General features: G+C 37.1%; 19 protein-coding genes. 11 read left to right on the forward strand and 8 right to left on the reverse strand.

Annotated elements, in window-relative coordinates; translation table 11 throughout:
• Positions 1-52 precede the first annotated feature (52 nt).
• The 3 genes from JP36_RS01905 to JP36_RS01915 form a co-directional block, all read right to left on the reverse strand.
• Positions 53-1072 carry an extracellular solute-binding protein gene (locus JP36_RS01905; protein ID WP_231924170.1) on the reverse strand — a complete coding sequence of 340 codons (1020 nt, stop codon included), beginning with the start codon at positions 1070-1072 and terminating at the stop codon, positions 53-55.
• A 395-nt stretch (positions 1073-1467) separates the two neighbouring features.
• Positions 1468-2523, reverse strand: a complete 1056-nt coding sequence (locus JP36_RS01910) for a YcjF family protein (protein WP_039171402.1) — start codon at positions 2521-2523, stop codon at positions 1468-1470.
• Positions 2523-3932, reverse strand: coding sequence for a YcjX family protein (locus tag JP36_RS01915; RefSeq protein ID WP_039171405.1), 1410 nt, complete (start codon positions 3930-3932; stop codon positions 2523-2525). The genes JP36_RS01910 and JP36_RS01915 overlap by 1 nt, the downstream gene beginning before the upstream one ends.
• A gap of 642 nt (positions 3933-4574) precedes the next feature.
• On the opposite strand from JP36_RS01915, the gene JP36_RS01920 reads away from it, so the two are divergent.
• From JP36_RS01920 to JP36_RS01940, 5 genes are read left to right on the forward strand one after another with little or no spacing between them, the layout of a single operon-like run.
• A complete protein-coding gene (locus tag JP36_RS01920) occupies positions 4575-6269 on the forward strand; it encodes an ABC transporter substrate-binding protein (RefSeq protein ID WP_039171408.1) in 1695 nt (564 codons plus the stop codon).
• Positions 6266-7225 (forward strand): ABC transporter permease, encoded by a 960-nt coding sequence (locus JP36_RS01925; protein ID WP_039135779.1) that lies wholly within the window; start codon positions 6266-6268, stop codon positions 7223-7225. Before JP36_RS01920 ends, JP36_RS01925 begins: the two co-directional genes overlap by 4 nt.
• The gene (locus JP36_RS01930) at positions 7218-8105 is read left to right on the forward strand and encodes an ABC transporter permease subunit (RefSeq protein ID WP_039135778.1); all 888 of its coding nucleotides are present in this window, start codon (positions 7218-7220) and stop codon (positions 8103-8105) included. The genes JP36_RS01925 and JP36_RS01930 overlap by 8 nt, the downstream gene beginning before the upstream one ends.
• A 13-nt stretch (positions 8106-8118) precedes the next feature.
• Positions 8119-9174 (forward strand): oligopeptide/dipeptide ABC transporter ATP-binding protein, encoded by a 1056-nt coding sequence (locus JP36_RS01935; protein WP_039171409.1) that lies wholly within the window; start codon positions 8119-8121, stop codon positions 9172-9174.
• Between the two features lie 4 nt (positions 9175-9178).
• A complete protein-coding gene (locus JP36_RS01940; protein WP_039135776.1) occupies positions 9179-9940 on the forward strand; it encodes an ATP-binding cassette domain-containing protein in 762 nt (253 codons plus the stop codon).
• Between the two features lie 43 nt (positions 9941-9983).
• Here the strand turns inward: JP36_RS01940 and JP36_RS01945 are convergent, their stop codons facing one another.
• The 3 genes from JP36_RS01945 to JP36_RS01955 form a co-directional block, all read right to left on the reverse strand.
• Positions 9984-10910, reverse strand: a complete 927-nt coding sequence (locus JP36_RS01945; RefSeq protein ID WP_039171412.1) for a mechanosensitive ion channel family protein — start codon at positions 10908-10910, stop codon at positions 9984-9986.
• A 212-nt stretch (positions 10911-11122) separates the two neighbouring features.
• Positions 11123-11668 carry a bifunctional 3-hydroxydecanoyl-ACP dehydratase/trans-2-decenoyl-ACP isomerase gene (gene fabA, locus JP36_RS01950; RefSeq protein ID WP_039171415.1) on the reverse strand — a complete coding sequence of 182 codons (546 nt, stop codon included), beginning with the start codon at positions 11666-11668 and terminating at the stop codon, positions 11123-11125.
• A gap of 136 nt (positions 11669-11804) precedes the next feature.
• On the reverse strand, positions 11805-13595 hold the full coding sequence (locus tag JP36_RS01955) for an AAA family ATPase (protein WP_081964323.1): 1791 nt from the start codon (positions 13593-13595) through the stop codon (positions 11805-11807).
• Positions 13596-13776: 181 nt separating this feature from the next.
• On the opposite strand from JP36_RS01955, the gene JP36_RS01960 reads away from it, so the two are divergent.
• The 4 genes from JP36_RS01960 (at position 13777) to cydC (ending at position 19192) form a co-directional block, all read left to right on the forward strand.
• Positions 13777-14625 (forward strand): co-chaperone YbbN, encoded by an 849-nt coding sequence (locus JP36_RS01960; RefSeq protein WP_039171417.1) that lies wholly within the window; start codon positions 13777-13779, stop codon positions 14623-14625.
• Positions 14626-14660: 35 nt separating this feature from the next.
• Entirely contained in the window at positions 14661-15623 is a 963-nt protein-coding gene (gene trxB, locus JP36_RS01965) for a thioredoxin-disulfide reductase (protein WP_039171421.1), read from the forward strand.
• A 61-nt stretch (positions 15624-15684) separates the two neighbouring features.
• Positions 15685-17439, forward strand: coding sequence for a heme ABC transporter permease/ATP-binding protein CydD (gene cydD / locus JP36_RS01970; RefSeq protein WP_039171423.1), 1755 nt, complete (start codon positions 15685-15687; stop codon positions 17437-17439).
• A 10-nt stretch (positions 17440-17449) separates the two neighbouring features.
• Positions 17450-19192: a heme ABC transporter ATP-binding protein/permease CydC gene (cydC, locus tag JP36_RS01975; protein ID WP_039171427.1), complete on the forward strand. Its 1743-nt coding sequence runs from the start codon at positions 17450-17452 to the stop codon at positions 19190-19192.
• 219 nt (positions 19193-19411) lie between these two features.
• Here the strand turns inward: cydC and JP36_RS01980 are convergent, their stop codons facing one another.
• Positions 19412-20704, reverse strand: coding sequence for an ammonium transporter (locus tag JP36_RS01980; RefSeq protein ID WP_039171429.1), 1293 nt, complete (start codon positions 20702-20704; stop codon positions 19412-19414).
• A 44-nt stretch (positions 20705-20748) separates the two neighbouring features.
• Positions 20749-21087 carry a P-II family nitrogen regulator gene (locus JP36_RS01985; protein ID WP_039171432.1) on the reverse strand — a complete coding sequence of 113 codons (339 nt, stop codon included), beginning with the start codon at positions 21085-21087 and terminating at the stop codon, positions 20749-20751.
• Between the two features lie 307 nt (positions 21088-21394).
• Between JP36_RS01985 and JP36_RS01990 the strand changes: the two genes are divergently transcribed.
• On the forward strand, positions 21395-22198 hold the full coding sequence (locus JP36_RS01990; protein WP_039171435.1) for an MOSC domain-containing protein: 804 nt from the start codon (positions 21395-21397) through the stop codon (positions 22196-22198).
• A gap of 66 nt (positions 22199-22264) precedes the next feature.
• Complete coding sequence (locus JP36_RS01995; RefSeq protein ID WP_039171438.1) at positions 22265-23455, forward strand: MFS transporter; 1191 nt, start codon at positions 22265-22267, stop codon at positions 23453-23455.
• Positions 23456-23535: the final 80 nt, after the last annotated feature.

Consider the following 23535-nt stretch of genomic DNA (forward strand, 5'->3'; position numbering starts at 1 on the left):
AACACGCCCTCAAAAATGAGGGCGTTAATTAAAAAGTTTATTGTTATATCACTTATTCAGCTGCTTTTAATTGTTGATAATAGTTTTCGTAATATTGAATTGCATCACCAACATCGTCTTGCCAATAACTGTTTTTCAATACATCTGTTGGTGGGTAGATGCTTGGATCTTCAGTAATTTCTTTTGGCAATAATTCTTTTGCTTTCAAGTTGGTTGTTGGGTAACCAATTTCGGTTGCCAAACGAGCAGCAACTTTAGGACTTAATAAATAGTTAATTAATTTATGTGCAGCATCAGGATTTTTAGATGTTTTAGGAATAGCTAAAGTGTCTACCCATAAAACCGGTCCTTCTTTTGGATAAACGGCATTGATAGGTGCATTTTCTTTTTTCGCAATACGAATAGAACCGTTCCACAATTGACCTAATTCAACTTCACCAGCGATAAATGAGTTTGCTGGATTATCGGAATTAAATGCCAATACATTCGGGCGGAGTTTTAATAACTCTTCGTATGCTTTTTTAATAATGGCTGGATCTTTAGTGTTTGGATCTTCACCAAGTTTTAATAAAGCGATGTTGAAGACTTCACGGGCATCATCCAATAACTGTACTTTACCTTTATATTCCGGTTTCCAAAGATCCGCCCAAGAGGTGAATTGTTCCGCTTTGTAGGTGTCAGTATTGAAAGCAATTTCAGGCGCGCCTAACAATTGAGGAAGAGAATATTTATTACCTGGATCATATGGTTTATCCAACATATTTGGATCAAGGTCTTTAATCACAGGTAATTTACTGTGATCTAAAGGTTGTAACATCCCTTCTTTTGCCATTTTGGATACAAAGTAATTTGATGGCGCAATGACATCATAAGTTGCACTATCACCCAAAGTTTTTAACTTAGCGTACATTGTTTCATTGGATTCAAGACTGGAAACATTAACTTTAATGCCAGTTTCTTTAGTAAAGTCATCCAACAAACCGTCAGGTACGTATTCTGTCCAAGTATAAAGGTAAACGGTGTCCGCATCAGCGTGAACAGCCGTATTGATACCAAGAGCAAGTGCGCTAATACCTAATAAAGTAGTGATTTTTTTCACAAAATTCTCCATTACAGTAGTGAGTTAATGCCATAGCTCGACCAATGCCAAGCGACTAAAAAATCTTACGATTTTTATTGGTACTTGAACAATGTGTAAATGTTTCAACTCATCAAACAGTGCATTAAATGGAACTCATTTGATGCACTATTCTGACTTCGAAGTGAGATTCACTTCTAGTGAAGCATTCTACCCGAAAGGGTGAAGAAGAGTTTCAATGAAACCACATTTAGACAAGGTAAGCTATTCTATAAAGTGTGGGCAAATAAGGCAACAACTAATACGGATAAATATAAATTAGTTATAGGGCAACCTTCATATGTTGCCCATCAAAAAAATGTTAGTCATCATGCCACTAGGTAATAATATTAACGTGCTTCTTTTTCTGCGGTTTTGAAAATATTATCTTTAATCACATTTTTAACTTCAGTAATTAATAACTTATGAATGGTATGTAATCTTGGTTTCTCTTTTGCAGTGAAAGGAACGGGGCGACAAAATTCCATCGTTTTAATGCCTAATCGTGCTGTAAGCAGACCGACACCAATACCTTGCGCGACACGTGCTGACAGCTTTGCAGTAAGATCTTGCGAAAGCCAATCCATTCCAATATCACGAATAACATCGGTTGCGCCGGCGAAAGCAATATTGAACAACACCATTCTGATTAAACGGATACGACTGAAATAACCCAATTTAACCCCATATAATGCTGCCAATTTGTTGATTAAACGTAGATGACGCCAAGCAACAAAAGCCATATCTACCAGTGCTAATGGACTAATTGCCACAATCATTGTTGCTTCAAGGGCTTGTTTATTAACAATTTTTTGCGCTTGCTGATCGAGTGGATGCAGAAATTCTTCACTGAAGAGTTTGAGCAATTCTGATGCGTTATAGCCTTGATTTGCATATTGCTGCCACTGTTGATATTGCGGTTGTTGTGGTGATATTTGCATATAGTTTAGTAATTGCTTTGTCAGCTTAGTACTATCTTCTGTGTTGCTGATCGGCGAATTAAGCTGCAAGTGTTGACTCTGTTGTTGTAATATTGCCAGCTTTTTGAGTTGTCGTAATTGACGAAATTCTTTGACTACGGCACTGACACCAAAGACAACAATGGCAGCAAAAACGAGTGCAAATGCGAAATTAATCCATTGGTGCTGCTGCCAAGCATCGACCAACCACTGAATTGCCTGCGCAATGGTTGCTGCGCCAAACAGGGCAACAGTGCCAATTAATCCTTTTTGCCACCAAGAAAGCGGACGCTGAATGGCTTGTTGTAATTGTTGCTCCATTTCACCCTCTTCCTGATATGCGCTTTGATCGAGTTCAACTTGGGTAGGGTGAAATTCTCGTTTTGTTTTTAGCTTTTCCGGCTGCGGTTCGCTGTCTTGGGGTTGAAATAGGTGTTTATTGTTCATTATGTTAATTTGTCTCCTAATAAATATTCTAAAACTGAATCAAGTCGTAAGTGTGGTAATGGCTCGCCTTCAAGCGCCGTTTGCGGTTCAAACTGATCAAATTCAAAAGCGGAATTTTTCCAGAAATCGGCAGTTGGTAGCCGTTGTGGCACTGATCCGGGAAAGAGTGTTACCGATTTTTTATCTATACTTCTAACGCCTTGAATGGCTTTAAATTGCTGCCCCTGTTCTTCTACAATCACTTGTTGTGTGGCACGAATCGCCGCAAATGCGGTGAAATCAATATCAATATGTGAAAATTGTAGATGCTCACCTTCTGACTGAACTAATTGTCGTAACAGACTGATCAAATTGGGAATTTGATCGGTTGTAATATGATCCGCTTTAGTTGCGGCAAACAACAATTTGTCGATTTTTGGCGAAAACAGACGGCTGAAAAAATTGCGTTGTCCGTAATGAAAACTTTGGAATAAAGCCCGTAATGCCATTTGCATATCAATAAACGCTTGATGGCTATGATTAAGCGCTGTTAGACAATCAGCCAGAATAATTTGACGATCAAAACGTGAAAAATGTTGCTGGTAAAAGGCTTTGACAATTTGATCTCTGTAATAGCAATAACGTTGTTGCAACACCGAAAAATAACTCTGTTTGTCGGCATTTTTTTGTAACTGTTGCCATTGTTGTTCAGAAAGATGAACCAATGGAAAAAATTGCAAAGCGATTGCGCCTTCCGCTTCTCCGGGAAGAATAAAGCGTCCCGGTTGAATAAAGTAAAAACCGGCGGATTTACATTGATGCAGATAGTCGGTGTAATCTTTGGCAAGTTGAGCTAAAAAGTGTTCATCTGCGACTTGTGTAAGATCGAGCTTTTGCAATTTTTCCAACCAAGGCTGAGCCAGTTGTTTTCGTTCTCCTTGCAACAGTTGGTGCATAGCTTGCGACCAATGTTGAAAATCTTGTGATAATAAAGGTAAATCAAGCAGCCATTCTCCGGGATAGTCAAAAATATCCAAATAAAGCACACCGTTTGCTTTAATATGACGTAATAAACTTCGGCTATGTTGGTAATGAATTTCTAATCTGGTTTCACTTAATCCACGAGTTGATTGAGGCCATTGTGGTGGTGATTTTTGCAGTGATAGCAAATTATCTTCATATTCAAAACGGGGAAGCTCCCAATTTTTTTGAGTTAGGCGCTTAACACCTAAAATGCGGTGATGACGAGCAGCATTGAATAATGGCAATTGAGGGTGTTCTACCGTATTTAATGATAATAGTTGATTGATAAATCCGGTGATAAATGTAGTTTTCCCACTTTGGCTTAAGCCGGTTACCGCCAGACGTAAAGTTTGATCCAAGCTGCGTTCAATCAAATTATCTAGTTCGTTTTGTAACGTTTTTAGCATAATAGACTTAAATTTATTTAATTGTTGTTAGTGTAGCTGATTTTTTAGAAGTGAAAAAAGTATTTGTTGTGATATATAACGATGAATTGCGTTTTATCAAGAGAACGATTTTTAAGAAAGATTAAAGAAAAATACGTTTTAACATAATGTTAAAACGTATTTTCAAAAGGAGGTTTTTTTAATCAGATTAGCGATTTTCACCAAGTGGGACTTCTGCATCCGGTTCGTGAAAATTTCCTAATTTTATCAATAAGATATAGTGTTTTTTACTATTAGCTTTCATTTTGTTGAAATGATAACTGACGAAATGATAAAACAAAAAATATTTTATATAATAAAAAAATAATCAATAGGAGTTATTTGGTTAAAAATTACACCAATTTTATTAAAGCTAAATCGGTTTAGTGATGATTTTTTATAAATTAAGGAATGAAATTTATTCTGTTTGGAGTATTTTAATTAAGATTATGATATTTTTTGTATCTAGAATTAAAAACAAAGTATTGATTAAGATCGTGATTTTGATGATTTAATAGACTATTAACGATAATATCCTTTTACAAAGAAGCAATCGCTAGTTAATATGCTGGTTTGCTGAATTTAGATGAGAATAGATTAGTAAGTAAGTAAGCTGGTTTTTCAATGGCTTTGATTAAATATATTACAATTTTTATCTGCTTTATCTTCGTACAGACGGCATTTTCGGCACCAAGAGTTCCAAAAGAGGTGTTGAATAATGGTTTAGTTTATTGTACACACGATTTACCTGTGTCGTTGAATCCACAAACGGCAGAGATTGGTAGTCATACCAATATTGTTGCTGATCAGATATATAATAAATTATTTGAACTGACGGGAAATGATAATCAGGTCGTACCTTCGTTGGCAACTTCGTATCACATCTCAGCGGACGGTAAACATATTTTGATTAATTTACGTCGAGGTGTGAAATTTCACAGTACAGGTTGGTTTACGCCAACAAGAGATTTTAATGCGGAAGATGTTGTTTTTTCTTTAAATCGTATTTTAGGAAAAAATGACGGTATTTTGCCTGTGAATGATGATTTTGATGAGGAAAACAGTAAAATTTCGCAATATCAGTTGTTCAATGAGAAAGCAAAAAATAAACATTTTCCCTATTTTGAAAGTATTAAATTAAGGAATAAAATTAATTCGGTTGTCGCTTTAAATCCTTATCAAGTTCAGATTAATCTGGTTTCCCCAGATGCTTCAGTGCTTTCCCATCTTTCCGGACCTAATGCCGTGATTTTGTCGTATGAATATGCTCTACAACTCAATGCTGATGGTAATTTGGCACAATTGGATATTTTGCCTATCGGTACTGGGCCTTATCAATTAAAGAGTTATTTTCGCGATAAAAATATTCGCTTAGTAAGAAATGATGGTTATTGGGGAGAAAAAGCGAATATTAAAAATATTGTCATTGATGTTTCAACAACAAAAACAGGACGCTTGGCAAGGTTTTTAAATGGTGAATGTGATATTGTCGCATTTCCAGATGCAAGCCAGCTCAAATTATTAAATGAACGTTTGCCTAGTGTGCAAATAAGTTCTTCCGATAGTATGAATTTATCTTTTTTAGCATTAAATATGAAGCGCCCAATTATGCAAAATATTGATGTAAGACGAGGGATAGCTTATGCAATTAATCGACCTCGGATTATTAAACATATTTTTTATGATACGGCTAAAATTGCACAAAGTATTATTCCACAAATTTCGTGGGCTTCGCGTTTTAATGCGACTTCATTTGAATATAATTACGATCCAATAAAGGCAAAATCATTATTATCTGATAAATTACTTAATCTCTCTCTTTGGGTAATTAATGAAGAGCAAGTTTATGATCCTAATCCAGTCAAATTAGCAGAAATGATAAAATATGATTTGGAACAATTAGGTATAAAATTGAATGTAAAAGTAGTATCTTATAATTTTCTTAAACAGAGTGTAGAGGATGGTACGGATAATTATGATATGATTTTAACAGGTTGGATTACAAATAATTTAGATCCGGATAGTTTCCTAAGACCAATATTAAGTTGTCCATCACAAAATACTATCTCTAATTTAAGTAATTGGTGTCATCCACCACTTGATGCATTATTAATTAGAGCATTGCAAACTAATGTACAGTTATTAAGAGCATTGGACTATGATATGGCACAGCAATTAATTATTAGACAAGTGCCGATTATCCCGATTGCTACAGTAAATAATGTATTAGTTTCAAATAATCGGGTAATAGGATTAAATATGACGTCATTTGGAAATATTCATTTTTCATCATTGTCTTTAAATGAGGGGAAAAAATGATTATTGCTTTGATTAGACGACTATTACTGATTTTTATCTCTTTAGTGATTTTATCAATATTAGCATATACCATTATGTTGAAAGATCCTCTTAATCAAGTCTTATTTGAAGGTTCAACCCTTCAAGGATATTTGCAGTATATTGAAAAATTAGCAAATGCAGATTTTGGTATTACATATATCGGTGGTGAACTCTTAAGAGATCAAATTTTATCTGTTTTACCTTCAACTTTAGAATTATGTATTGCTGCGATGATTTTGGCTTTGTTATTTGGAATTCCATTAGGGTTTATAGGAGCATTAAGTAATCGTTCTGTTAGTAAATTCATACGAGGTTTTTCTTCAGTAGGGCTATCTATTCCAGTTTATTGGATTGGTTTAATTTTATTATATTTGGCAGCAATTTATAATTGGGAAATTTCATCAGTTGGTCAATATAATGCATTATATGAAATTAAACCGGTAACCGGTTTTGCGATTATTGATGTTTGGTTTGTGGAAGAACCGTATAAAATTAAAATTGTGCAAAGTGTATTGCAACATTTGGTATTGCCGACATTGGTTTTAATGATTATGCCGATGATGGAGATTATCCGATTAACACAGCATAGGGCGGAGCAGGTTATTTCGGCCAATTATACTAAGACTGCTTTAACTCGTGGTTGGTCAAAATTTAAGATTCTTCGTGTTTATTTATTACGTAACACATTAGCACCTATATTGCCTTATATTATTCGTACATTTACTTTGACACTAGCAGCTTGTATGTTGATTGAAAATATTTTTAATTGGTCTGGCATAGGTCAGTGGTTAATTGCTGCACTTTCTGAACAGGATTATAATGCGGTAGCAAGTGGGGTTATTGTAATTGGAATAGTGGTATTATTTATTAATTTATTAGCAGATTTAAGTGAATTTATTTTAGATCCGTTTAAGAAAAAGGCTTGGTATGATTGAGCAGAGGGTAGAAGATTTCCGGAATACGAAAGCAAAAAAAGCAATTTGGAAAATATTCAGTAAAGATCGTATTGCTTTATTCAGTTTATTCTGTTTTTCCGGATTGGTAGTTATTGCTATTTTAGTACCATTTTTATCACCATATTCTCCGGATCAACAATTTATAGGTAATGAATTAATGCCACCATTTTGGGATAAAAGTGGTAATTTAGTTTTTTTATTGGGAACTGATGATATCGGACGAGATTTATTTAGTCGTATTTTATGGGGAGTTCATTATACATTCGGTTCTGCATTGATTATTGTGTTAGCAATTTTAATAATTGGTGGTGGTCTAGGGTTAATCATTGGAATTAATCAAGGGGTAAAATCTAGAACATTAAAATATCTTGGTGATGTATTTTTATCCATTCCAATTTTATTGGTCGCTATTATTATTGCGGCATTAATTAATAGTGGGTTAACCAATGCAATGTTGGCTATTTTTTTAGCTTTATTACCTCATTTTATTCATCAAATAGATAATGCTGTACAACAGGAATTACAAAAAGATTATGTATTATTACTTCGTTTGGAAGGTATTTCAAAATATATTTTATTAAAAGAAACTATTTTACCTAATATTTTTCCGGTTTTTGTCAGAGAGACAGCTAGAATATTTATTCTAGCAATTATGGATGTGAGTGCATTAAGCTTTATTTCTTTGGGAGCATCATCAACAATGCCGGAATGGGGAGCGATGATAAGAGATTCGGTTGATTTATTATATATTGCGCCTTGGGCGGTTGTGTTACCAGGAACTGCGATAATGTTTTCTATTTTGGTCATTAACGTATTAAGTAACAGCTTATTACGATCCTTCTATAAATATTATTCATAGGAGGGAGAAAATAATGGCTTTATTGGATATTCGTAATTTATGTATTGATATTAAAACAGCAAATGGAAAAATTCGCATTGTTGATAATGTGAACTTAACTATTAATGAAGAAGATATTTATGCATTAGTTGGGGAATCGGGTTCAGGGAAAAGTTTAATTGCTAAAGTAATTTGTAATGCTGTAAAAGATGATTGGATTATTAGTGCGGATCGGTTCCGTTTTAATGATATTGAATTATTAAAACTTTCACCGGCAAAGAGACGTAAACTGGTTGGCAGAGAAATTTCACTAATTTATCAAGATCCTTTGACTTATCTCGACCCAAGTAAAACCATTGGAGATCAGCTGATTCAATCTATTCCAAATTGGACTTTCAAAGGCAAATGGTGGCGTTGGTTTGGTTGGAAAAAGCGGCGTGTTGTGGAATTGTTGCATCGTGTTGGTATTCGTGATCATAAAGATATTATGCGGAGTTATCCTAACGAAATTACGGAAGGTGAAGGACAAAAAGTGATGATCGCAATGGCAATTGCTAATCAGCCCCGTTTATTGATTGCTGATGAAGCAACAACCGCACTAGGAACTAATACACAAAGTCAAATTTACCGTCTTTTATTAGCAATGAATCAAAATCACGGTACTACGATTTTATTTTTAAGCAGTGATTTAGTTTCTGTCAGCGAATGGTGTGAAACAATTAATGTTTTGTATTGTGGTCAATCAGTGGAAAGTGGACCGAAAGAGATTATTATGAACTCGCCATTTCATCCATATACAATGGCGTTAATGAATTCCAATCCGGATTATAATATTCCGTTGGCGCCTAAAACCCAGCTTAATGCATTACCGGGAATGGTACCTTTATTAACGAATATTCCGATTGGTTGTCGTTTAGGGCCACGATGCCCATTCTCTCAACGTAAATGTGTGATAAAACCACCGTTGCGGAAATTAAAACAACACGAATATGCTTGTTATTATCCGTTAAATATTCGTGTTCATTCTGAAACAAAAGAGAAAGTGGAGCCGATTACGATCCAAGCAACATTAACTGGAAAAGAAGAGTAATAAGATGGGTGAAGTAGTATTACGCATTGAGAATTTGACTAAAACCTTCCCGACTAGCGGCAAATCCTTATTTAATCGAGCTTTTGATGCAGTTAGAGATATTTCATTTCAATTGGAACAAAAGCAAACATTAGCAATTATTGGCGAAAACAGTTCGGGTAAATCAACTTTGGCAAAAATGATTATGGGCATTACTGAGCCAAGCCGAGGTGAAATTTATTTTAAAAATAAATTGCTGAAATTTGGTGACTATTCATTTCGTTCTAAACATATCCGTATGTTATTCCAAGATCCGAACTCAACATTTAATACACATTTAAATGTGGGACAGACATTAGATTTACCGTTAAGATTAGCAACACCGCTTTCGGAACGCGAGCGGAATCGGAAAATTTTTCATACATTACGTTTAGTCGGGTTATCACCGAATCATACCAATATTCGTTTCAGTGATTTAACGATCAGTCAAAAACAACGGGTAGCACTGGCAAGAACAGTAATTTTAGAGCCGGAAGTTATTATTGTCGATGATGCACTTAATTTTCTTGACTCTTTAGTACGCGCTCAATTAATTAATTTATTACTGAAATTACAGGAACAATTAGGTATCGCTTATATTTATATTGGGCAAAATATTGGAATTATTAAACATATTTCTGATCAATTATTAGTGTTGCAGGATGGGCAAATCATTGAATATGGAGATACATTAGAAGTAATTTCTGATCCACAGACCGAATATACCAAACGATTATTGCAACAATAAAGGCGTGCTAATTTGAACACGCCTTGATTTTTGGAATTAAAGTTTATTTATTTTCTGAATTTTGCTTAATAATTTCTACTGCTTTTTCAGGAAAATTAATATCCAGTTGATTAAACGGAATATCGATACCAGCTTCATCAAACTCTAATTTTACTTTTTCCATAATATCAAAATGTACACCCCAGTAATCAGCAGTTTTTACCCAAGGACGAACAAATAACTGAACACTACTTGCCGCTAATGCACCCACTGCGATTAATGGTGCTGGTTCTTTTAATACACGAGGTTCTTCTTGCAAACAACGTGCAATAATTTCTTTTGCTTTGGTAATATCCGATTCGTAAGAAATATCAAAAATAAAGTCAATACGGCGAGTCGAATTTAAAGAATAATTGGTAATTTTTTGTGTGAAAATTTGATTATTCGGCACTAATACAGTTTTATTATCTCCAGTTCTTAGTTCCAGCATTAATAAACCAATTTGTGTTACTGTTCCGGAACCACTGGCAACTTCGATAAAGTCCCCTTTACGGAAAGGTTTAAATATCAAAATCATCACACCAGCAGCAAAATTTTGCAGTGAATTTTGTAGGGATAAACCGATAGCTAAACCGGCAGCACCAATTAATGCTACCAAAGAGGTAGTATTAATGCCTAGTTGAGAGAGTGATGCGATTACTACAATTAATAATAAAGCAAAATAGGCAATTGATCGAATAAATTCACTTAACATCTCATCTTTTACTGTGCGAAGAATCATTGTTGCTAATAATTTACTAATAAATTTTGCTAGTCGCTTCCCAACCAAGAAAATAACGATAGCTAATAAAATTTTAATTGAATAAGGAACAATCCAGTCATTAAAAATATTAAGTAAATGTTGTTCATCTAATAATGAATGCCAATCAACATTTTGTAAATCTAAAGCATTGCTAACTTGATTGTTAACATGTTCTGTATTTTGTGACATAGCTTCTCCTGTCAATTGATAAAAGGAAACTATTATAATGAGATAATTTAAAAAATTAAAGAATGAGATTTATAAGAAAATATGATTTTTAGTAATCATTATTATAATTTTTGTCAGTATGCCATTAGAAAATAGGTTTGATATTTAATAACTAAAAATAATTTTTATAATAATAAAGATGGAAAATTTCTCATCTTTATTTGATTTGATTATTAGAACATTGTTGTATCTTGGAATAATCCTACTTTTAGATCAGCCGCAGTATAAATAATACGACCGTCAACTTCTACTTCTCCGTCTGCTAATCCCATAATTAGTTTGCGGTTAATTACACGTTTTAAATGGATGCGATAAGTTACCTTTTGAGCAGTAGGCAAAATTTGTCCAGTGAATTTTACTTCACCTACTCCTAATGCTCGTCCTTTACCTTCACCACCGATCCACCCTAAGAAGAAACCGACTAATTGCCACATTGCATCTAAACCTAAGCAACCAGGCATCACAGGATCGCCAATAAAATGACAACCGAAAAATGGTAAATCTGGGCGTATATCAAGTTCAGCTTCAATGTAACCTTTGCCAAATCGACCTTTATATTCATCCATTTCGACAATACGATCCATCATTAACATTGATGGTGCTGGTAGTTGAGGTCCTTTTTCGCCGAATAATTCGCCTCGACCGGAAGCTAATAAGTCTTCATAATTAAATGATTTCTGAGCGGTAAAATTTCTTTTTTGTGTACTTGTGTTAGGCATACTGATCTCCTGCGATATGCATAAAAAGAGTTTTCTAAAAAGGGAAAACGAGATGTGAACTATTTTAGCAAGGAAAAATACTTTTTAAAATAGCTTACATCTGTTAGCTGAATGGTCGGATCAGTTTTTGTTCGTTTTATGCTTTTTTCATCGCACTTAACCAGGAAAACCACTTTGAGCAACCTGATTTATGTTCTGATTTTTGTTCGATATTTTGCAAAATGAGTTGATTTAACGGACGATTATTGATGTGATAAGTTTTATCCGGCATTTCGATTAAATCACGTTGTAATAAAATTTGTAATGCTTGTGCCGCATCCTCCACAATCCAAAGATGAAATTGTTGATTTCTCACCGCATCAATCACTTCTTGATTTAGGCTGAGCTGATTGCAGACAACGGCAGGAATAATGACTCCTTGGTTACCATTTAAACCACGTTGTTGGCAAATGGCAAAGAAACCTTCAATTTTCTGATTGACACCACCAACGGCGTGAACCAAGCCGAATTGATCGATAGCTCCTGTTACGGCGATATTTTGTGGTAACGGCAATTCGGCAAGCGCACTGACAAGTACACATAACATTGCTAATGAGGCACTGTCGCCATCAATTTCAGTGTACGACTGTTCAAAAACCAGTGACGCAGAAAATGGAAGTTGGCTCGGTAGCTGCAAAATATTACTTAAACAAGATTGTGCAATCATCATTCCTTTACTGTGAATATTGCCAGCTAATTCATTTTTGCGATCAACATCGATAATTTCTCCACCTTCGCCGATTTGAACTAAACAACTAATGCGAGATGGTTCGCCAAAGCTATAAGGAACTCCCGGATATTCAATCACGGATAGGCCATTGATTTGTCCGATTTCTTCGCCCTCAGTGTCGATGTAAACCTGTTCAGCAAGAATGCTTTGATAACTGCGTTGTTGTAACAAATTGCGTTGATAACACTGCTGTTGATAGAACTGCTCCACCATTTCAGCATTAATGCTGTTATCGTTACTATTTGCTTGATAACTTAATGCACCTTTCAGAATAGTGATAAGCTGTGTTGGTGAATTGGCGATTAAATGTCGATCTTCACTTTCTCTGGTCAGCCATTGATAAATCCGATTAATGGCGGAAAGATCAAGATTACATTGCAACTCATTTTTTGCTAACTCAATAAGATAGCTTGCCCATTGCTGTTGTTGCTGTTCATCTTCAATCTCTGTATAAGCAGCGATTTCAGCATAATCTGCTAATTGATAAAGATCCGTCTGAAAAGTTTCAAATTCGGCAAGATTATCTCGACTGCCTACAATAATTAATTTTAATTTCAATGGCATTGGCGGAATAACGCAGGTTTGACGCTGTAAAATATCATCTAGTTGCCAATGAAATTGTTGCTGTTGCAGAATGCTTAATAAACGTTGCCAAAGGTCAAATTGTGAGAGTAATTGCGCGGCGGACAAAATGAGGATACCGCCGTTTATTTGGTGAATTAAGCCTGGTATCAGTTGGATTTTATTACTGTTAACCAGCTGTAACACTTGCCCAAAAAGATATTGCGGAGAGAGATAATCGGCACATTTCACCCAATAACGTTGAGCAAAGTTATCTTGTACGGATTGCGCCGGACGCATCTCAATTGTCGGAAAATCATTGGCATCAGGCTGCTGAAATTGGTAATGCACGCCATTCACTGTTACAGGTTTATCGGCAAAATAATGCTCTATTAAATAGTGTTGCAGTCTTAGCAAATCGACAAACTGCTCATCGCCTTTTAGCACTAAAATTGCATTGCTATTTTGTGCCAGCCAATTATCAATAGCGGCAGTGGCTCTTGGTTGAAGATCCCAAAAGGTTTGTTGCGGATCTACAGATTGAGAAAAAGAGAAAGTAGGTGCCAATGCTTGCCATTTTAGTTTTAATAAATCCATAATCGTTCTCATAATAAATTTAACCGGCAAATTATACACAAAAGTACTTATAACTTCTTTCTTGATTAAGTGTTCCGCTGAAAAATCCTACAATAGACGGAATCAACCTAAATTGATACTGCGAATGTACGCGCTTTTTGCTAAACTCTAACAACTTTTGTTGGAAGAATAGGAATAATATATGCAACAAATTATTGAGGTAAACGGGCAGAATCTGGCAGAAGTGTTGGATATGGGCAAAACACAGCCACTGGCATTTCTGTTTTATGCGGCTTCAGATCGCACTTCACTTGATTTTGTCGCAACGATGGAGCGACTTGCTGCAAAATATGCCGAGCAGTTCATCCTGGCGAAGGTTAATTGTGAAACGGAACAGATGATTGCAGCGCAATTTCGTATTCAGGCGTTGCCGACCACCTATCTTTTTAAAGATGGCGCACCGGTGGATGGTTTTCAAGGTATGTTACCAGAGGCGGAATTGGAGCAACGTTTGCAAGTGATTTTACCGAAAGAGGATGAAATTAAATTTAACCAAGCGTTGGATTATTTAGCGGTAGAAAATTATGAGCAGGCATTGCCGTTGTTAAAACAGGCGTGGGAACTTTCTGATAAGAAAAACAGTGATGTCGCACTGTTATATGCTGAAACCTATATTGCAATGAAAAAGGTTGAGCCGGCACAGGAAATTCTGAATCAGATTCCAATACAAGACAGGGATAGCCGTTGGCAAGGTCTGCAATCACAAATTGAACTCTTAATTCAAGCGGCGGATACACCGGAAATTCAGCAATTACAACAGGATTATCAAAAAAATCCGACAGCGGAAATTGCGATTAAATTGGCAGTACAACTGCATCAGGCAAATCGCAATGAAGAGGCGTTGAATTTATTATTATCAATTTTACAAAAGGATCTGAATGCCGAAGAGGGCGAGGTGAAACGTCAGTATTTGGCGATTTTATCCGCTTTAGGCAATAGTGATCCGTTAACGAATAAATATCGTCGGTTAGTGTATTCATTGTTATATTAACGACGTTTTTGTAAGAACAAGAGTAGAGGCAAAAAATGGAAACAAAACATAGTAAATTATTAATTTTAGGTTCCGGCCCAGCAGGTTACACTGCTGCAATTTATGCGGCGCGTGCAAATTTAAAACCAGTATTGGTAACCGGTTTACAACAAGGTGGACAATTAACTACAACCAATGAAATTGAAAATTGGCCAGGTGATGCAGGTGAAACCACAGGCCCCGAATTAATGCAAAGAATGTTGGAACACGCTGAAAAATTTGAAGCAGAAATTGTGTTCGATCATATTAATAAAGTTGATCTCGCCAAGCGTCCATTCACTTTATATGGTGATAGCCAAACATTTACTTGTGATGCCCTAATTATTGCTACTGGAGCATCAGCAAAATATTTAGGCTTACCATCGGAAGAGAATTATAAAGGTCGCGGTGTATCAGCTTGTGCTACTTGTGATGGTTTCTTCTATCGCAATAAGCCGGTAGCTGTGATTGGTGGTGGTAATACTGCTGTAGAAGAGGCGTTATATTTAGCTAATATTGCGTCCACTGTACATTTAGTGCATCGTCGTGATGAATTTCGTAGCGAAAAAATTCTCTTGGATCGTCTAATGAAGAAGGTGGAAGAAGGGAAAATCGTGTTGCACACTAATCGTACTTTAGCGGAGGTTTGTGGGGACAATATGGGGGTTACTCACTTACAGTTAAAAGACACACAATCTGAACAACAAGAAACTTTGAGTGTAGATGGTGTTTTTGTAGCGATTGGTCACGCACCGAATACCGATATTTTTGCCGGTCAATTGGCATTAAATAATGGTTATATTGTGGTGAAATCAGGGTTGCAAGGCAATGCCACCGCGACTTCGGTTGAAGGTGTATTTGCTGCCGGCGATGTGATGGATCAACATTATCGTCAGGCAATTACTTCAGCAGGAACCGGCTGTATGGCAGCGTTGGATGCGGAACGTTATCTCGATGCCCAACAAGCGAAAGGTGCTTAATGATGTTATTCCCCTCAATTTTTTGAGGGGATTTTGTTTCTCTTTTTGTCTTTAAACCATTATGGAAAAATCACGCCAAAAACAATTACAAAACTGGTTAAAACAGCAAAATAAACTGATTCGCAAGCCTTTAAGACTAAACCTTCTATTTGCGATTATTTCCACAATTCTCTTAGTTGTTCAAACTTGGTTATTAGCAGGATTACTGCACGATCTCATCATTGCGCAGTTGCCGCGAGAACAGCTGCTGCCTTCATTTATTGCCTTGCCGATCATTTTTTTGGTCAGGGCTGGGTTGCTTTACGCGCGAGAGAAAGTCGGTTTTTACAGCGGACAACGGTTGCGTCGACATTTACGCCAACAGATTTTAACTAAATTGCAGCAAGTCGGTCCGGCCACATTGTCTTATAAGCCGGTAGGTAGCTGGGCAACGTTGGCACTGGAGCAGGTAGAGAATTTGCATAACTTTTATGCGCGTTATTTGCCTCAGCAATATTTGGCAGGGGCGGCACCATTGATTTTATTAATTGCTATTTTCCCGGTAAATTGGGCGGCAGGCTTGATTTTATTGTTGACCGCGCCGCTGATTCCAATTTTTATGGCGTTGGTCGGCATTAAGGCGGCGGAAGCAAATCAGCGTAATATCACCACACTTTCCCGTCTGAGCGGTCAGTTTTTGGATCGTTTACAAGGATTGGAAAATTTGCGTATTTTTAACCGCACACAACAACAGACGGAACAAATCGAAGACAGTACTGAAGATTTTCGTGAAACAACGATGGATGTGTTGAAAATCGCTTTTCTCTCATCAGCGGTACTTGAATTTTTCACTTCAATTTCAATTGCTTTGACAGCGGTTTATTTCGGGTTTAGTTATTTAGGTCAAATTGAATTCGGTAGTTATGGCACAGGTGTAACACTGTTTGCCGGCTTTTTTTGCTTGATTTTAGCGCCCGAATTTTATCAGCCATTGCGTGATCTCGGCACTTATTATCACGACAAAGCGGCAGCAATCGGGGCGGCGGATACGATAGAAGAGTTCCTTTCTCAAGATTTTTTAATCGCACAGCAAGGAAATGAAACCATCAATGGCAGCTCAATTCATATTGAAGCTAAAGCGTTAGAGGTGTTGTCGCCGGACGGTAAGGCTTTGACGAAACCGTTAACTTTCACGATTAATGCAGGCGAAAATATTGCATTGGTCGGACAAAGTGGAGCCGGAAAAACCTCGCTAATGAACGTATTGTTGGGATTTTTGCCTTATCGAGGAAGCTTATTGATTAATGGTATTGAACTGAATCAACTGGATCTGAATGCATGGCGGCAGAAATTGGCTTGGGTGGGGCAAAACCCATTGTTGTTGCAAGGCACAATTCGCGAAAATTTATGTCTTGCTAATCAGAATGCTAGCAATGAACAACTCAAATCTGCTTTGCAACAGGCTTATGTTGAAGAACTGATCCCTTTATTGGATAAACCATTACAGGATGGCGGTTTTGGGGTATCAGTTGGGCAAGCACAACGTTTAGCGGTGGCAAGAGCGTTATTGAAGCAGGATACGCCATTATTGTTGTTGGACGAGCCGACCGCCAGTTTGGATGCCCGTTCTGAAAATAAGGTGTTGAACAGCTTGCAACAATTAGGTAAAGCGAAAACTACATTGATGATTACCCATCGCATTGAGGATTTGAAGCAATCCGATGGCATTTTAGTGATGCAAGCAGGAGAAATTGTGCAACAAGGACACTTTGCTCAATTACAACATCAAGGCTTTTTTGCTGAATTATTGGCACAACGACAAACGGAAGTGAATTAAGGATAAAGTGATGCGATCATTATTACCATTTTTAGCGATGTTTAAACACTCGCCGGCACGTTTGATGTTAGGCATTATTTTGATGCTGACCGGTTTGGCGGCGAGTATTGGTTTATTAACTCTTTCCGGCTGGTTCTTAGCTGCAGCGGCTATTGCCGGCGTGTCGTTAATGTTTAATTTTTTCTATCCCTCTGCCGGAGTAAGGGGATTGGCGGTTGGACGTACGGTGGCACGTTATTTTGAGAAAATAGTAACCCACGATGTGACCTTTGAAATTTTGGCAAAATTACGTGTAATGATTTTTTCCAAAATTATTCCGTTAAGTCCGGCAGTGTTGAGCCGTTATCGTAATAGCGAATTATTGAATCGGTTAGTGGCGGATGTGGACACGCTGGATACCCTTTATTTACGGCTGTTTGCACCGTTCGTCAGTGCAGTTTTGATGATTGTTTTTATCGGCATTGGCTTGAGTTTTCTCGATAAAACCATTGCCTGTTTTATTGCCGGCACGCTTTTATTGTTATTAGTGGTGTTACCAACCATTTTTTATCGTTTGGGTAGAAAGTTCGGGGCAAAACTGACGGCAACCCGAGCGCAATACCGCAGTCAATTTGTTGAATATATCCAAGCTCAAGCTGAATTATTGCTGTTTAATGCCAGCGATAATTTAAAACAACAATTAGCAACAACAGAAAAAAGTTGGTTGCAATATCAACAAAAAGAGGCACAGTTATCAGGCTTATCCAGTGCGATTTTGTTGTTTATCAATGGCTTAATGATTGTTTGCACGTTATGGATGGCGGCAGCAACGCCAATGGGCAATGATGAATTTAAATTGGCATTGATTGCCTTGGTCACTTTTTCTGCGTTAGCCTCGTTTGAAATTTTAATGCCGATTGGTGCGGCATTCTTACACTTAGGGCAGGTTATTGCTTCGGCGGAACGTGTAAATGATATTATTACGCAGCAGCCGTTAGTCACATTTGACGGCAACCTTGAACAAATCAACCTAAGCCACACAGATAAATTATTAACATTTCAAGATGTTCATTTTCATTATCCGGATCGTACCGAACAGGCGTTATCAGGCATTAATCTCACTTTCACCGCACAACAAAAAATAGCCATTTTGGGAAAAACCGGTAGTGGTAAATCGACATTATTGCAGCTTCTGATTCGTAATTATGATGCAACACAGGGGCAAATTTTGTTAGCAGGTGAACCGATAGCGGCTTATAGTGAGCCAACATTGCGTTCACAGATGATCCTATTGACACAACGTGTTCATATTTTTAGTGATACATTACGTCAAAATTTGTTATTGGCAAACCCTAATGCCGATGATCAAAAGCTTAATGAGGTGATTAGGCAAGTGGGGTTAGAGTATCTGCTTGAACAGGAACAGGGGCTAGATAGTTGGCTGGGTGATGGTGGCAGAACTTTATCGGGTGGTGAACAACGCCGTTTAGGTATTGCACGAGTTTTATTATCATCTGCCCCGATAATTTTATTAGATGAACCAACGGAGGGATTGGATCGTGAAACGGAACGTCATATTCTCGCTTTGTTATTGCAACATTGTCGAGATAAAACATTGATTATGGTTACTCATCGATTAAGTGGTTTGGATCAATTTGATCAACTTGTAGTAATGGATAATGCTCAAGTGGTTGAGCAAGGTGATTTTCAAACGTTGGCAAGTCATCAGGAAACTATTTTTTATAAATTATTAAATAGAATTAGTGAACATTAAATAATGAAAGGTGCGTGTAAACGCACTTTTTTGTCTCTAGGAGTTCTGATATGAAACAAAAAGATTATCTTACTTCTTCTAATTTACAGACGATTTTGCATTCTAAACGGGCTAATCTTTATTAAACTTGCTGCTGAATAAGCAGAATAGAGAACGGTACAGATCAAAAAAGCTGCACCTTTTTTATTGGTACAGCAATAGGAAAGTATTCGGTTCTTATTATTCTAAGCGTTCGCCGTGAGAAACGAGGTCTAAACCTTGGCGTTCTTCATCGGTTGAAACGCGGATGTCTGTAAATTTGCTCATTACCCAAAGGATGAAGACAGACATTACACTGCTGTAGATCAGGGTAATGAGGACACTTTCTACTTGAGCTAATATGCTGGCATCGCCACCAGTGATGTCAGTTGAAACAAAGACACCTGTCAATACCGCACCTACAATACCGCCGATTCCGTGAATACCAAATGCATCGAGTGAATCATCATAGCCTAATTTATATTTTATTTTTGTTACTGCTATGAAGCAGAATACACTAGTGATTAAACCAATCCAAACTGCGCTCTGTGCTGACACGAAACCTGCTGCTGGCGTAATGCCGACTAATCCTGCAATTGCACCAGATGCTAATCCTAATGCGGAAGGTCTATGTTTGCTGATCACTTCACAAAGCATCCAAGTTAATGCAGCAACAGCAGCAGCAATTTGTGTGGTGGCTAATGCCATTCCAGCACGGCTGTCGGCAGCAAGGGCAGAACCAGCGTTAAAACCAAACCAACCAATCCAAAGCATTGCACAACCGATTAAGGTTAATGTAAGGTTGTATGGAGGCATTGCATCTTTGCCATAACCAATACGTTTGCCGATAAAGAGCGCAGCACATAATCCAGCAACACCGGCGTTAATATGGATAACGGTTCCACCTGCGTAGTCGAGAACACCGTCTTCCGCTAACCAACCGCCGATACTCCATACCCAGTGGGCAGTCGGGACGTAAACCAATAATGTCCAGATTCCGACAAAAACCAAAACCGCACCAAATTTAATTCTTTCAGCAAAAGCACCGGTAATAATCGCACCGGCAATAATTGCGAACGCCATTTGGAATACCATAAATACTGATTCTGGAATCGAAGCGGCACCCGGATAAATAGTGAGTTTCTCTTGTTCAGTAAAAACGTTTAATCCGTTTAAGAATAGGCGATCCAATCCACCAATAAAGGCGTTATTTGGTGTAAAGACTAAACTATATCCACAGATCAACCAAATAACAGCCACTAAACAGCAAACAGCAAAACTTTGCACCATTGTGGCAAGGATATTTTTCTTACGAACCATTCCTGCATAAAAGAGTGCTAACCCCGGAATAGTCATAAATAGCACTAAAATGGCAGCTAACATTACCCAAGCGGTATCTCCAGCACTGATAGCGGAGATTGGTTGTATCCAATCAGTTAGTTCTGCGTGAGCAGTGATTGGTAGAAATGCTAATAACCAACGATATGTTCTCATTTTAATTTCCCCTAAGTGTGTTGTATTTGCATTATTGAATAAATTTAGAGTGCATCATCTCCGGTTTCGCGTGTACGGATGCGGACGACTTGTTCAAGTGGCAATACAAAAATTTTGCCATCACCGACACGACCGGTTTGGGCAGCTTCCACAATGGTTTCAATCACGTTTTCCACCAAATCATTGCTGACAGCAATATCGATCTGAATTTTTGGTAAAAAGTCGATGGTATATTCGCTGCCACGATAAATTTCAGTATGTCCTTTTTGACGACCGAAACCTTTGACTTCACTAACCGTGATGCCGTGTACACCTATGTCGGTTAAAGCTTCACGAACTTCATCCAAACGGAATGGCTGAATAATTGCACTAACGAGTTTCATAATTTTCTCCTGTATGTTTTTATAAGAATCTATGGGCAATCGTAGTTTTTCTAATAAAGTCTAATTTTAATTAGATATTTTTTATTAAAATTAGTTTTTATTTAAATTTAGCATAGAAAATAAAATTAAAAATTAGATGGTGTCAAATAATTTTTTATAATTTTTATAAAAAATTAAGATATCACGATTTTTTTGTTTAATCCTTATCAGATCTGTTTAAAAGATATGTTTTTATTAAAAATATGGTTTTTAAGTTGAAAACGTTATAGATTAGTGCCGATACAGGAGAAAAAAGAGGAAAAGCAAAATGAATCAAGTGCAAAAAATTACCCTATTCCCAATTAAATCGACACAACCCTATTTTGTGCAACAAGCTTATGTACAATCTCGCGGTTTGAATTTTGATCGTGAATTTATGTTAACGGATGTTAATGGAAGATTTATTACTGCGCGTAAGCACGGAGCGTTGTATCAACTGTCTGCATTTCCTGTGGCTCAGGGATTGATTGTGCGTCATTGTGATGGGTCGAAAATTGTTGTGCGTTATCGTGATTTTAATGTTCAGGAAAGCTGTGAAGTTTGGGGAACGCATTTCCTTTCATTCATTGCTCCAGCGAATATTAATCGTTGGTTTAGCGAGAAATTGCAAGAAGAAGTAGTATTACGCTGGTTAGGGGAAATGGATCAACGTTTTGTGAAAAAAATGCCTGAAAATAGTGTTTCATTTGCGGATGACTATCCATTGTTATTAGTTACGCAAAGCTCCTTTGAGGCAGTGCAGGCGGCTTGTCCTGCCTCAATCAGCATTGATCAATTCCGTGCTAATTTGGTGGTGACAGGAGGAGAAGCGTTTGCGGAAGAAAGATGGCTAAAAATTAAGATTGGGGAAATGGAATTTTTACACACCAAGCCTTCATCACGTTGTGTTTTAACAACGAGAAATTTGCAAAGTGGTGAATTGGATGCAAAGTGTGAGCCTTTTCGTACCTTAAAGAAAATTCATACTAATGCTGATGGTGAGCCATTATTCGGTATTAATTTAGTGCCGATAAATAGTGGAGTAGTGCGAGTCGGTGATGAAGTGGTTGTATTGCAATATTGTGCGGAATAAAATATTTGTAAAATAAATGTTAAAGGATTAAGATAAAATCACGCTTTCCTAAAATGATAAAACATTATGATTACACTCCATTCCCGAGAATTCTATTTTGCTAGTGTTGCATTGGCATTTTCTTCTTTTTTAGTGTTCTGTAATTTATATTCGGCACAACCAATTCTGGCTGAGTTTGCTAAAACTTATCAAGTATCTATTACATTATCGAATTGGATTTTTGCTGGTGCTTCATTAGGTTTAAGTTTGAGTTTAATTCCGTGGGCATTATTGGCAGATCGTTTCGGTCGTAGATTAATGATGATGATTAGCCTTATTTTAACGGCAATTTTGGGGATAATTCTTTATTTTGCAGATAGCGTAAGCAGTTGGATTACATTGCGTGTTATTCAAGGAATAACATTGGGAGGCTTGCCGGCAGTGGCGGTGGCTTACATTAGTGAGGAATTTGAACCTCGTTCTATTACTTCTGTTGTCGGTTCATATATAGCAGCAAACTCATTAGGTGGTATTTCAGGACGTTTGTTGGGTGGATTCCTCGCCGATCATTTTGGTCTGAATATGCCAATGTTATTTTGTGGGGTATTAGCAGTCATTGGTGCGTTGCTGATTATTTATTGCCTGCCTAAAGAACAGAATTTTCAGAAACAGACATTGGAATTTACTAATTTAAGAAATAATTTGTGCGGACATATCCGAAATCCAAAATTATGGAGGACATTTTTTATTGGAGGGTTAGGTTTCGGTGTCTTTATTAATTTGTATTCTGTAGTGAGTTTGCGTCTGCTTAGCGAACCTTATAATTTTTCAACCACACAAGTATCTTTGCTGTTTTTATGCTATTTAAGCGGAACTTTCGCAGCCAGTTTGACCGGGAAATTAACACAGCGTTATTCGTCTTTGCAAGGGATGTTTTTAGGATGGTGTGTATTGGTTATTGGTGTGTTATGGTTGTTGGTGTCATCATTGCCATTAATTATTATGGGGTTATTAATCTGTAGCGTTGGTTTTTTTACAACACACGCATTGGCAAGCGGTTGGGTCGGCAAACAGGCTAAACAGGCAAGAGCATTAGCCTCAGCGTTATATCTCTCGTTTTATTATTTCGGCTCAAGTGTTGTCGGCTTTTATCTGATTTTCTTATGGCGACATTTTGCTTGGCAGAGTGTTATTTTAGGTTCACTGGTGTTGCTAGCCTTTATTCCGTTATGTATCTGGGGAATGCGTCAGGTAGAATTGCAACAACGCCGAAAATAATTTTCCTTTTATCTAAAAATATCCCAACGCAAGTTCCAATTAAATTTCTTTCTTGCGTTGGGTTAGCTTACTTACTGGCA

Source organism: Gallibacterium genomosp. 1, assembly GCF_000771875.1.
GTDB lineage: Bacteria > Pseudomonadota > Gammaproteobacteria > Enterobacterales > Pasteurellaceae > Gallibacterium.